General features: G+C 53.2%; 11 protein-coding genes. 4 read left to right on the top strand and 7 right to left on the bottom strand.

What is annotated here, in order from left to right:
- The 4 genes from ACTH5D_RS09595 to ACTH5D_RS09580 form a co-directional block, all read left to right on the top strand.
- A partial coding sequence (locus ACTH5D_RS09595) for a flavin-containing monooxygenase (RefSeq protein ID WP_441670613.1) occupies positions 1–1,698 on the top strand: 1,698 nt, incomplete at its 5' end.
- 15 nt (positions 1,699–1,713) lie between these two features.
- A complete protein-coding gene (locus ACTH5D_RS09590; protein ID WP_441670611.1) occupies positions 1,714–2,790 on the top strand; it encodes a 2,3-butanediol dehydrogenase in 1,077 nt (358 codons plus the stop codon).
- Positions 2,791–3,588: 798 nt separating this feature from the next.
- Positions 3,589–3,765, top strand: a complete 177-nt coding sequence (locus ACTH5D_RS09585; protein WP_441670609.1) for an integrase arm-type DNA-binding domain-containing protein — start codon at positions 3,589–3,591, stop codon at positions 3,763–3,765.
- A 237-nt stretch (positions 3,766–4,002) separates the two neighbouring features.
- The gene (locus ACTH5D_RS09580; protein WP_441670608.1) at positions 4,003–4,614 is read left to right on the top strand and encodes an OmpW/AlkL family protein; all 612 of its coding nucleotides are present in this window, start codon (positions 4,003–4,005) and stop codon (positions 4,612–4,614) included.
- A gap of 200 nt (positions 4,615–4,814) precedes the next feature.
- Here ACTH5D_RS09580 and pepQ read toward each other — a convergent pair whose 3' ends face one another.
- From pepQ to ACTH5D_RS09545, 7 genes are all read right to left on the bottom strand, one after another.
- Positions 4,815–6,113, bottom strand: coding sequence for a Xaa-Pro dipeptidase (gene pepQ, locus ACTH5D_RS09575; RefSeq protein ID WP_441670606.1), 1,299 nt, complete (start codon positions 6,111–6,113; stop codon positions 4,815–4,817).
- Positions 6,114–6,159: 46 nt separating this feature from the next.
- Entirely contained in the window at positions 6,160–7,071 is a 912-nt protein-coding gene (locus ACTH5D_RS09570) for a LysR family transcriptional regulator (protein ID WP_441670604.1), read from the bottom strand.
- Between the two features lie 46 nt (positions 7,072–7,117).
- Positions 7,118–8,179, bottom strand: coding sequence for an ABC transporter ATP-binding protein (locus ACTH5D_RS09565; RefSeq protein WP_441670602.1), 1,062 nt, complete (start codon positions 8,177–8,179; stop codon positions 7,118–7,120).
- Complete coding sequence (locus ACTH5D_RS09560; protein ID WP_441670600.1) at positions 8,176–9,192, bottom strand: ABC transporter ATP-binding protein; 1,017 nt, start codon at positions 9,190–9,192, stop codon at positions 8,176–8,178. Before ACTH5D_RS09560 ends, ACTH5D_RS09565 begins: the two co-directional genes overlap by 4 nt.
- A gap of 7 nt (positions 9,193–9,199) precedes the next feature.
- Positions 9,200–10,159: an ABC transporter permease gene (locus ACTH5D_RS09555; RefSeq protein ID WP_441670598.1), complete on the bottom strand. Its 960-nt coding sequence runs from the start codon at positions 10,157–10,159 to the stop codon at positions 9,200–9,202.
- Entirely contained in the window at positions 10,156–11,205 is a 1,050-nt protein-coding gene (locus ACTH5D_RS09550; protein ID WP_441670596.1) for an ABC transporter permease, read from the bottom strand. Before ACTH5D_RS09550 ends, ACTH5D_RS09555 begins: the two co-directional genes overlap by 4 nt.
- A gap of 190 nt (positions 11,206–11,395) precedes the next feature.
- Complete coding sequence (locus tag ACTH5D_RS09545; RefSeq protein WP_441670594.1) at positions 11,396–12,976, bottom strand: ABC transporter substrate-binding protein; 1,581 nt, start codon at positions 12,974–12,976, stop codon at positions 11,396–11,398.
- Positions 12,977–13,051 lie beyond the last annotated feature (75 nt).

Raw genomic sequence — 13,051 nt, 5'->3', positions numbered from 1 at the left:
AATGAAGAGTGCTACTGGCGCGACTTCCTTACCTTCACCTGGAATTTAAAAACCTGCGAGGGTAAAGACGCTATTCAAGCCATGCTCAATGCCACTTTGGAGGACGCGCGCCCTTCGAGCTGGCAGCTAGAAGACGAAGCGACCCAAAATGGCGATGTTGCTGAGGCGTGGTTCACCTTTGAGACGGCGGTTGCCAGCGGCAAAGGCTACCTGCGGCTGAAAGAGGGTAAATGCTGGACGCTGCTCACCACGATGCAGTCATTGCACGACTTCCCTGAGCCGCGTAATCATCACCGCCCAAAAGGCGCCGAGCACGGTGCTAATAAACAGCGTGAAACCTGGTTAGAGTCACGGGAGCGCGAAGAAGCGGAGCTTGGTTATACCCAACAACCCTACTGCGTGGTTATTGGCGGCGGCCAGGGCGGCATTGGTTTGGGCGCACGGCTGAAGCAGATGGGCGTGCCGACCATTATTATCGAGCGCAATGAGCGTGCAGGGGATTCCTGGCGCAAGCGTTACAAGTCGCTCTGTTTGCATGATCCGGTGTGGTACGACCACCTCCCATATATTCCTTTCCCTGAAAACTGGCCAGTGTTTGCGCCCAAAGACAAGGTGGGCGATTGGCTGGAGATGTACACAAAGGTGATGGAGCTCAATTATTGGAGCTCCACCGAGTGTCAGAATGCACACTACGATGAAGTTGCAGGCGAGTGGGTAGTGAACGTGAAGCGCAACGGCGAAGCGATCACCTTGCGACCCAAGCAACTGGTGATGGCCACCGGGATGTCGGGGATGCCTAATGTGCCGACATTCCCCGGCGCGGAAAGCTTTGCCGGCGAGCAGCAGCACTCCAGCCAGCATCCGGGGCCAGATGCCTATAAAGGTAAAAAGTGCGTCATTGTGGGGTCGAATAACTCCGCACATGACATCGCCGCTGCACTGTGGGAACACGACGCCCATGTGACTATGCTACAGCGCTCTTCGACGCATATTGTGAAGTCGGACTCGCTGATGGAAGAAGTGCTTGGGCCGTTATATTCGGAAGAAGCCGTTGCTGGTGGGATGACCACTGAAAAAGCTGACCTGATGTTTGCCTCGATTCCTTACAAGGTGCTGCCAGACGTTCAGCGCCCGGCGTTTGAGGCGATCAAACAGCGTGACGCCGAGTTCTATCAAAAGCTCGAAGGTGCAGGCTTTCTGCTCGACTTCGGGGACGATGACTCTGGGTTGTTCCTGAAGTATCTGCGCCGTGGGTCGGGTTACTACATCGATGTGGGCGCCTGTAATCTTGTCGCCAATGGCGATATCAAGCTGCGCAGCGGTGTAGGGATCGAGCGGATCAATCCCCACTCCATCACGCTCACTGATGGCAGTGAGCTAGAAGCAGACTTGATCGTTTATGCCACTGGCTACGGTTCCATGAACGGCTGGGCGGCCAGGCTTATCTCCCAGGAGGTGGCGGATAAAGTGGGCAAATGCTGGGGCTTAGGCTCCGACACCACAAAAGACCCCGGCCCGTGGGAGGGCGAATTACGCAATATGTGGAAACCCACCCAGCAGGAGGCGCTTTGGTTCCACGGCGGCAACCTGCACCAGTCGCGGCACTACTCGCACTACTTGGCGCTGCAGTTAAAGGCACGTATGGAGGGACTGGAAACGCCTGTCTATGGGCTGCAGCCGGTTCACCACACGTCTTAACAGGAAGGGTAACCCATGAGTCAGTCCATCAGTCAGCAAACGATGCAGGCAGCAGTCTGGTACGCAGCGAAGGATATTCGCGTGGAGCAAGTGGCGGTGCCCACTATCAACGACCCCCATGCGGTGAAGGTGAAAGTCGCCGCCTGTGGTATCTGTGGTAGTGATCTGCACGAGTATGCCGCGGGGCCGATTTTTATTCCGGTCGGTAAGCCGCACCCGATTAGCGGTGAGCAGGCGCCGATCATTATGGGCCATGAATTCGCAGGGGAAGTGGTCGAGGTCGGCGATAAGGTAGCCCGAGTGAAAGTGGGCGACCGTGTCGCTATTGAGCCGATTCTCTCGCCTAATAAAGATGGCGCCTACCAAATGGAGCGCTATAACCTGACGCCCATGCTTGGCTTTCACGGCCTCTCAGGCGGTGGCGGCGGCTTCTCGGAGTTCACCGTGATAGGTGAACATATGGTGCATAAGCTGCCGGATGAGCTTAGCTACGAGCAAGGCGCTCTGGTAGAGCCCGCAGCGGTGGCGCTGCATGCGGTGCGCCAAAGCTGCCTGAAAGCCGGAGATAGTGCGGCGGTATTCGGCGCAGGGCCCATTGGGTTGATGACCATTGAAGCGCTAAAAGCGGCCGGGGCAGCGCAAATTTATGCCGTTGAGGTGGCGCCGTCGCGAAAAGCCAAAGCCGAAGCGTTAGGGGCGGTTGTGGTTGATCCGCAGCAGGAAGATGTGGTGGAAAAGCTACAAGCCTTTAGCGGCGGCGGTGTAGACCTAGCGTTTGAGGTGACCGGCATTCCCGCGGTGCTCAATCAGGCGCTGCACAGTACCCATGAAGGCGGCGAAGTGGTGGTGGTGAGTATTTGGGAAGGGGAGGCCAGCTTCCAGCCCAACGACCTTGTCATTAAAGAACGCACCATGAAGGGTATTATCGCCTATCGCCATGTGTATCCGGCGGTAATGGCGCTAATGCAACGAGGCTACTTCCGCGCCGAAGACATGGTCACCCAGCGCATCCCACTGGCGGGCATTGTAGAGGAGGGCTTTGAGGCGCTGTTAAACGACAAAGCCCAAGTGAAAATTATCGTGACATCCTAGGAGCCTGCCCGACTTAACACTGATCTACTGCGACCCCCGGCATTATGGCCAACTTTATTCGATCGATTTCGTTAAATAGCGCACTATTCGCTTCAATCGATCGATAAATTTGGCTCAAAATCCGTGCTTCTTGCGACGATCGGTCAAGCCGGACAGGCTCCCAGAAGGATTTCTAAGCGCTAACGAACTCATATGATGCTTTGTGATGCACAAAGGCTAAAAATTGCGCAATGGTGGTGCAGTTTATTTGCTGCAGTGCGAGGGAGATTAATGTGAATCAAGCGATATTATATTAAATCATTGTTTTTTTGGGGTTTTTAAAAAGGTGTCACGCAGATCGCACTATATATGACAAAGGGTGATTGAATAGAGAAACAACGGCTTGGATAGTTTGCTTCTCTCCCTTCTTCACCTACATCGCTACCACGTAATAGCGATACATCGAGTGAGCTGGCGTGCTCCACCTGGGTCCCCTTCGGGGGACTTTTTTTTTATTTCACCATGACTCCAGCACTGTACTTCGCTGGACTACGCCTAAGCTCGCTACAGAAGGCTTATCCATAACTTAGGCTAGTTCATCATATGCCGGTGCTTTCCGAAACTTGACCTGGCTTCCATCCGCTTGGCTCCTAACAGGTTCCTGGAAACGGGTCTTTCCAAGGAGTCAGCTATGGCCAAGATCAAGCTCACCAAGCCCGCAGTCGATGCGGCAAAACCCCAAGCTCAGCCCATCGAGCTGCGTGATACCCTCATTCCCGGCTTCCTGTGCAAGATACACCTGCCGGTCGCAAAGTCTTCATGCTCCAGCACCGGACGGACGCCGGCGAGCGGCGCAAGCCTGCATTGGGTTTGTACGGAGAATTGGCCGTTGAACAAGCCCGCTCATTGGCACAGAGTGGGTTGGCTGAGGTACGCCGGGGTGGCGATCCGGGAGCTGCCAAGGCAATATTGACCCTAACCTATTGCCCTATATGAAATTTTAAGCCTTGCGTGACCGGAAAAAAAGTGACGCCGGACGTTTTTTTATGCCTGGATTTTATGTTTAAAAAAACTGTTTAAAAAAACTATCAGGGTTGGAATACTTATAATAATATTTTACATGCAATTTGGAAACACTGTTCGTATACTATATACTGTACAGGACAGCCGGATAACCGGCACCGTAATACCAAGGCGCAAGGGAACTAGCGCTGCATAGAGAGGATAAATCTGATGAGCAATATGAAACTGATTTCCGCCGCTGTAATCACTGCTAGTTTTGCACTGGCAAGCCAAGCGGCTCTCGCTTATAACGCTGGCGACATATTCGTTCGTGGCGGTGTTGCCAAGACCAATACAGGTTCAGGTAATGGTAACGTAGCAGGTGATTCACTTAATGTGCAGAGCGAAAGCGGCTTTACTTTCGGTGCTGGTTATCTCCTTACCGATAAAGTAGGTCTGGAGCTAAACAGCTCTGAGAAATTTGAGCACGAGCTTAATACGGCATCTGCCGGTGGTGTTGGTAGTATTGACCGCCTGCCTATTAACCTGCTGGTGAATTACTACCCGATGGGTGGCTTAGATTCACGCGTTCAGCCTTATGTAGGTGCTGGTCTTAACTACACGCGCTTCTCTGGCGAGCCGAGCGGCTTCAACGTTGATGAAAGCTATGGTGTGATTGGCCAAGCAGGCGTTGACCTTGCGATCACTCAGAATATTATGCTGAACGGCTATGTTAGCTATGCTGACGTGAGTGCTGATATCAACGCAAATGGTGCTGGTCAAGTTGGCGAAATTGATATCGACCCTGTCACTATTGGCGGCGGTGTGACTTACCGCTTCTAAGTTCTATATAGCCTGATTTTATATAGACATAAGCTTTATATAGACATAAGTTTTATGTGACTTAGGCTCTATGTGGCATCTCGTGTCATATAAAGTGTTAGTAAATCATCGCCCGGCCTTGTGCCGGGCGATGTGCATTCTACATATTGATAAGATCTTCTAAACATTAATAAGACGTTCTAAGTGATGGCAACACGTTTTCAGAGCGTTAGATTGTCAAAACCGCTTGCCGTCACCGCCACATTATCCTCAATACGAATACCGCCACAGGGCGAGAGTTGATCTACCAGTGGCCAGTTAACGGGCAGTGAAGAGTTACGCAGCGGGTCAAGCAGCATGTCGATAAAATACAGGCCTGGCTCAATGGTAACTACCATATCAGGGCGGAGTGTGCGGGTTAAGCGCAGAGCCGGGTGATTTTCCGGCGCTGGCGCGGGTGTTCCATCGGGGTGGCGCAATCCGGCTACATCGTGTACCTGTAGACCCAGCGAATGACCTAGCCCGTGAGGGCAGAATGCTCGCGTGACGCCTTCAGCAACGGCTTGCTCGGCCGTGCCCTTGAATAGTTCGTGAGCGATGAGTATTTCAGCTAAGTGATGGTGCATTTGCTCGTGAAGCGCCACAAAGCTAACGCCGGGCGCTACGCCTTTGACCAACTCATCTTTTAAGCCATGCATTGCCGTGACTAGCTCTCCAAAGGCCGCTGGTGCATCGGGGCCGGCGTATGCACGGGTAATATCCGCGCAGTAGCCACGAAAGCGTCTGCCTGCATCCACCAATAAGCTATAGCGTTGTTTAGGTGCTTTGAGATCGTAATGCTGGTAGTGCAGAACACCAGCATGTTGATTTAAACCAATAATGTTCTGGTAAGGGACGCTTGATTCTCGCTGCCGACTCGCTGCCAAGTAAGCCAACTGGATATCCAGCTCACTTGAGGCGCCAATAAAGGCGGCCTGTGCAGCTTGATGACCTGCTAGCGCCAAGCGATTTGCTTCGCGTAAACAGGCAATTTCATACGGCGTTTTGAATAGCCGCAGCTCATCAAGTGCACTGACGATAGTTGCTGGATGGTGTTCGGCGTTTAACGCCTGCAGGGTGCTATCGGAGAGGCATTCAATATCGCCAATAATGGCAGCATTGCCAGTTACTGGCGGGGCAACTTTATCGCTGCACAAATGAATATCGAATTCAGCAACCCAGGGCTCTTCAGGCAGGCGGGTGGGCAGATGCCAAAAGTCAGTTGGGGCATAAAGATAAAGCTGGGGCCGCTTTTCGGGTTGAATAATCAGCCAGCTATGTTGAACGTCAGCTAGGCCCACCCAGTGCATAAAATGGCCGTAGGTTTGAAACGAGGCAGCGTGGTCATCTGCAAAATGGTCGCTAGCGTGACCGCTGTAAATGGCCAGGCTATCCAATTGATTGTCGGCTAGTATTGTCGCGTAAGCACTTTGCAGATGTACTAAGTGTTTGCGCTGCAGATTAAATAGAGTCGTTGACATACAAGCAGTGCCTTTTCTCAAGTAAGTGTTCTCACAGACGTCATTATCAGGTGCGGGGGGGCGCGAGCTCACTCCAGAACCCGTCAAGTTCAGCGTGATGATGGCTTTGATGTCGATATAGGCGCAGTTCCATAGGGACATCCCAGCGGCTATCGCCTGCTCGCACTAGAGTCCCTTGAGTAAGCTCAGATGCTACGTTGCGCTCCGGTAGCCAGCTCATGCCATAGCCCAGTAGCACCAGCTCTTTTATGCCGGCTGCGTAGAGGTTTTCACTCTGCGCGGTTAAATGGGTGCTCTGTGGCAGCTTGGCCAAATGCGCTTTAACCGCAGACCCCAACAGCCCGCGTTTGGGATAAGCAAGCCAGGGTGCCGGCTGAACCCGTGAACCGGGCAGCAGCGCGCAGGGAGCCCCTTCGGCGTTTAACCCGGTCACTGGAATCAGTCTTTCATGGCCGATGACTCGGTAATTGCAGGCGCTAGTATCAATATCAAGGTCGCAGCGCCCAACCGGCCAGTAGCAAATAGCAAGGTCACATTCGGCACGTGCTAGGGCTTGAAAGTAGTCGCTGGCCACCCAGCCCGTGGCGCGCAAGTAGGGCTGCACGCGATCCTGCCACCCTGTAGACGCTAGCCATTCAGGCAGAAAATGGGGCAGCAGGCTCTGCGGTGCCGCGACCATAATGCGTCGCTGCTGGCCGGCATTAATTTCGCGTACACGCACACGGGTTAACCGCACTCGCTCGGTTACCTGCTCGCACAGGGTTAAAAACTCTTCCCCGGCGGGGGTGAGCGAAAGCGGCAGCGTTTGACGGTTAATCAGCGTGACGCCCATCTCCTCCTCAAGTAATTTAATACGACGGGAGAAGGTGGGCTGCGTAACGTGCTGATCATCTGCTGCGCGCGAGAAGTGCCGAGTTCTGGCCAGGGCAATAAAATCTTCTAGCCAGCGAATTTCCATGCTTTACCTCTCCACGCCTTTCTTCGCTGGATGTATGCCGTCCATTTCATAGACGACCCTCTTCAACAGCGTGGCATGCAACGCGCGTTCCGTCATCCTGGGTTTGCAATAGGGGAATTTCTTGCTTACAGCGCGCGTTAACATACGGGCAGCGGCCATGAAATACGCATCCGCTGGGTAGGTTCACCGGGGTGGGCACTTCACCTGTTAGTCGAATGTGCTGCGGGCGATCATCTTTCAGGCGCGGAATAGCTGAAAGTAGTGCCTGAGTGTAGGGGTGGCGTGGCTTTTCAAACAGCGTCGCCGTGGTGGCAATCTCGCAGACCGTGCCTAGGTACATGACCGCCACACGGGTGCCAAAGTGCTCGACGACCGCAAGGTCGTGGGTAATGAAGAGATAGGTGAGATTGCGCTCTTGCTGAGCTTCCATCAGCAGGTTAAGTACCTGAGCCTGGATGGAAACGTCGAGTGCGGAAATAGGCTCATCGGCAACGATAAACTCAGGGTCAACGGCCAAGGCGCGCGCGATAGCGATACGCTGGCGCTGACCACCGGAGAACTCGTGCCCAAAGCGTTTTCCCCAGTCAGGATCAATGCCCACTGAACGCATTACCTGCTCGACCTTGTCAAGAATTTGCGGACTCTTCCAATCAGGGTGATGCAGGCGCAGCGGCTCTTCCAGCGTTTGCTGAATGGTCATGCGCGGATTCAGCGACGCGTAGGGGTTTTGGAAAATCATTTGCATGCGCTTGCGGTATGGCAATAGCTGGCGCGAGGTTAGATTATCGATACGCTTGCCGTCGTAGCAAATTTCACCTTCTGACGGTGCTAATAGTCCCATGACCGTGCGAGCGACGGTGGACTTGCCGCAGCCTGACTCGCCCACCACACACAGCGCTTCGCCGCGCTTGATATCCAGGTTGACGCCGTTAATGGCGTGAACGTGCTCCTGGTGACGCACCAGTTTGCCGCCCTTAAAGCGCAGCTGATCGAGAAAATCCCCGGAGAGCGAAAAACGCTTTTTTAGATCGCGAATCTGCAGCAGCGAATCAGCGCTCTTTTCATTCTGCGTGTGAGGAGCGTTCAGCGTTTCAGCCTGTGCACTCATAAGATTTCCTCTTTCAAACGGCGATCTTCAAGCATTTCAGCGACCATGTGGCATGCCACACGGCAGTTGCCGGATTCGACAAATTCAGGCACCTGCTGGGTGCAGGCGGGGCGGGGTTGACCATCGGCACGATTGATAAAATCGCAGCGCGGATGAAACGCGCAGCCGCTGGGAAGATTAGAAAGTGACGGCATACTGCCGCGAATCTGGTTGAGTCTTTCGCCGGGCGTTGCCATCTGCGGTAGGGCGTTGATTAAGCCTTGCGTATACGGGTGTTGTGGGTCATTGATAATTTCCCGCGTTGGCCCTTGTTCGATCACTCGACCAGCGTACATCACCAGCATGCGCTGTGTGACTTGGCTGACCACGCCAAGGTCGTGGGTGATCAGAATAAGCCCCACGTTATGCTGCTCGCAGAGTTCCAGCAGCAGGGCCATGATCTCAGCTTGTATCGTCACATCAAGGGCCGTGGTCGGCTCATCGGCGATGATAATATCTGGATCAAGGAGCAGAGCAATCGCAATAATAATACGCTGGCGCATACCGCCTGAAAGCTCGTGCGGATACTGTTCTAAACGCGTTTCCGGTGAGGGAATTTGCACCTGACGCAGTTTGTCGAGCGCAATCGCGCGGGCATCTTTGGAAGAAATTCGGCGGTGGGCTTTCAAGCACTCGATCATCTGCTCGCCAATAGACAGCACGGGGTTGAGTGTCATCATTGGGTCTTGGAAAATCATCGAAATGCGATTGCCGCGGATCTTGCGCAGTCCGTGTTCAGACATGCGATTAAGCACCTGACCGTCAAAATTAATAGTGCCGTCTGCAATAAAGCCCGGCTTTGCAATCAAGTTGAGCAGCGAAAATGCAGCGACCGACTTGCCCGCGCCAGATTCACCGACAATGCCCAAGCGCTCGCCGCGCTCAAGGCTAAAATTAATGTCTCGTAAGGCGTGTACTTCGCCTTGGCGAAGCGCGAAGCGGACATCGAGGTTGTTAACTTCAAGTAGTGCCATGGTGTCCTCAGCCTTTGTAGAGTCGTGGGTTCATGACATCGCGCAGCCAATCGCCGAGTAAATTAATCGACAGCACCAGTACAACGAGCACTAGGCCCGGAATCAGGGTGATCCACCAGGAGCCCGATTGAATGTAGTCAAAGCCGGATTTGATTAGTGATCCTAGCGATGGATGCGTTTCCGGCATTCCCAGCCCCAAAAACGACAGAGCCGCTTCAGAGATAATCGCGTTGGCAATTTGCACTGTTGAGATAACAAAGATAGGCGACATGGTATTGGGCAGCACATGGCGAAACATAATCCGCTTGCTACGCAGGCCCATGACGCGGGCGGCGTCGACATACTCTTTGTTTTTCTCAGCCAGTACTGAGGCCCTCACCGTACGTGCATACTGTGGCCACTCGGCTAGGCCGATAATTAAAATCAGCATCATCACCGCGTATTGACTATAGAAAGCGCTACCCATCGTCGCTTTAACTACGGCACCTACCACGATGGCGACCATTAGGGTTGAAAAAGATAGCTGAATGTCAGCAAGGCGCATTAGCAGCGTGTCGACTCGGCCCCCAAGGTAGCCCGCCATCAGGCCAAAGGTGATACCAATGAGGGCTTGTAGAATGACGGCGCCAAAACCGATCAGTAAAGAGACGCGTGTGCCGTAAAGCACAATCGACCAAAGGTCACGCCCCTGGGCATCGGAGCCCAGTGCAAAACGGTCATCTGCGCCGTCAATCCAGAAGGGCGGTAGTTCTGAAGCCATGATGTCGATCTGAGCCAGATTATATGGGTCAGTCGGCGCCAATAGCGGCGCAGCAAAGGCGGCAACCACCATGCAGATAAACACTGCTAGGCATAGCTGCGCAGTGCGGTCGCGTTTAAAGCTGTACCATAAATAAGAATCGCGTAGACGCTCCCAGCGGCCGGGGGGTGAAGACTTAGCCGGTGATGATTTAGTGGTCATTGTCATGCGGGCTTCCCTGTCAGTTTAACAGTGGGATTCACGAAGCCGTAAATCAAATCCACGATGGTGTTGGTGATCACGAATATGACGCCGACAATCATCAGGTAGGTCACAATCAGCGGAATATCGGCACGATTAATGGCGTCTAAAAACATCAGACCCATGCCGGGCCATTGGAAAACGGTCTCTGTCAGAATGGTATAAGCTACCATGGTGCCGATTTGCACGCCGCCGACGGTAATAACAGGCAGCATTGTGTTCTTCAGCGCATGGACGAAGTAGACGCGGCGCATAGAAATGCCTTTAGCTCGCGCATATTTGACGTACTCTGACTGGAGTACTTCCATCATTTCAGCGCGGATCAAACGAATGAACAGCGGCAGCATGATGGAGGCCAGTGAAACGGCGGGTAATACCAAATGCTGCAGGCCATTCCAGGTGGCTAAGTTGGTATCCCAATTGCCTACAACATTGACAAGGTCATAGCCGCGGCCAAAGGAGGGCATGTTGCCTTCAGTGGAAAAGAAGCTATTAAGCCATGCGCCCCAGCCTGTGCTTTCTGGAAACAGGGTGACGGTCACGCCAATGGCAAAAATCTGAATAAGGACGATCGCGGTTAGGAACACCGGTATCGAAATGCCGATAATAGAGACGCCCATAAACAGGCGTGAAATGGGTGAGCGGGGCTTAATCGCGCTGTATACGCCAATGGGCACTGAGAACAGCATGATAATCAGCGTGGCTGCAAACACCAGCTCTAACGTGGCCGGTAAGTGGCGGCCAATGACTTGCAGCGCAGGTTCACGATAAAAGTACGAGTCGCCAAAATCGCCTTGTACCGCATTTTTGGCGAACCGGACATACTGCACTACGAAGGAATCGTTGAGGCCTAAGCGCTCGCGAATAGCCTCTCGCTCGCTTTCAGGTACCGACTGGCCCACCATTTGCTGTACGGGGTCACCCAGGTTGTCCTGGATGGCGAAGGCCAGCACGCTGATGACGAACATCACCAAAACCGCGTGCATCAGCCGCTTGATTAGAAAGGCAATCATGGCGTACGCCACCTATGTAATGGGTTCAACAAAAGGGAGTTGGGACACGTTATGCACAATTATTGACCGCCAATTAAAAGGCTTCGCCCCTTAAACGCTTAAGGAACGAAGCATGCTTGCGGTTAACTCTTTTGCAATTAACGCTGCAGTGACTTGCTTAATGCTGTGTCACTAACTCGCGATTGATTGGTTAATCATCGCTGCGATTAATGACCAGGTCACCTAGGTAAGGGAAGTCAATGGCGTTGACCACTGGCTCAATATCGATACCCTCTGCGGCGGCGTAGGCCAAATTCTGCCAATGCAGCATGATGAAGCCGACATCTTCATACAGCATGGCTTCAGCTTCGCGGAGCATTGCGTTGCGTTTTTCTAGGTCGACTTCGCTATCGGCCGCAGTGACCAATGCATCGATTTCCTCGTTGCAGTAGTTGCCGTAGTTATATTGGCCAACGCCAGATGCATCATCAATGCAGAAGGAGAGGTACTGGAAGAAGTTAGCGGTGTCTTCTGTATCTGAGTGCCAGCCAAGCATGGCCATATCAGATTCGCGCGTATCGTACTCCGGCCAATACTGGGCAAGCGGCATGGTGCGCAGGTTAACGTTAATGTTAATTTGCGCCAGCATGTTGGATACCGCCTGAGCGATTTGAGCATCATTCACATAGCGGTTGTTAGGCGCGATCATTTCAACGCTGAAGCCATCTGCATAGCCCGCTTCAGCCATTAACTCTTTGGCACGTTCAATGTCATAGCGCGGCACTAAATCCGGGTTATGGCCTGAGTAGCCCAACGGTGAGAACTGGCCGGCCGGTGTGGCGAAGCCACGCATCAAACGATCGGCAATACCTTCCTGATTGATGGCTAAATCAACGGCTTGACGAACGCGTACGTCCTGGAAGGCTTCCACACGCTCTTCGTTCATTTGGAAACCAATAATGCGCGTACCGTCAATCTCAACCAGATCAACGCCGTTGGCTTCCCTCACGCGATCTAAGTCATTGGGCGGTAGGGCATCAATGAAGTCGACACCGCCTGAAAGCAGGGCCGCAACACGCGAGGCATTTTCAGCAATAGGGGTTAACACGATGCTTGAAACGTTGCCTTCGCTTTCGGTGTCCCAATAGTCGTCAAAGCGGTCGAAATCGACCCGGACACCCTGGCGGCGGTTGGTGACCACGAAGGGGCCAGTACCTGAAATATTGCGTGAAGCGAAGGAGTTGCCGGCTTTAACTATCTCAGCTTTGTCATTGCCGCCGTCGGTGTCGCCGGTATAGAACTCACTATCCATCGGGAAGATGTAGGTAGCCAAGTTGAGCAGCAGCGGGTAAGGCTCGGTAGTCACGATCTCAACGGTATAGTCGTCAATGGCTTCGGCGCTCGCAACCGGCTCAAAAATGGCGCGGTAGTCAGGGCTTTCTTTTAAACGCTCAATGGTCCAAACCACGTCTTTAGCAGTGAAGGGGTTACCCGAGTGGAAAGTGACGCCTTCACGCAGTGTCATGCGCATGGTGGTTTCGTCGACCTGTTCCCACTCACTGGCTAGGCGAGGCTCAAACTGAAAGTCTTTCGTCCAGCGTACTAGCGGGTCAAATGCTAAATGCGATAGGCGCAGCATGCCGCCAGATAGCTGCTCGTGCGGATCAAGCGTTTCAGGGTCAGCGGAGTAACCAATGCGCAACGTTTCAGCGCTAGCCGTCATTGGCAGCAGCGTCGTACCGGCAATCACTGCACCAATAACCGTCGCTAGCAGAGTCTTCTTGAACGTCATATTCGTTCCCTTTATTCATTGTTTATTATTAATTTTACCGATGTTTTCCTGTATCAAGCGATACGTTAAATTTAG

The organism is Halomonas sp., from assembly GCF_052095695.1.
GTDB lineage: Bacteria > Pseudomonadota > Gammaproteobacteria > Pseudomonadales > Halomonadaceae > Vreelandella.
Note: the sequence above shows the minus strand (reverse complement) of the source record. Positions and strands in the feature narration are given on the sequence as shown.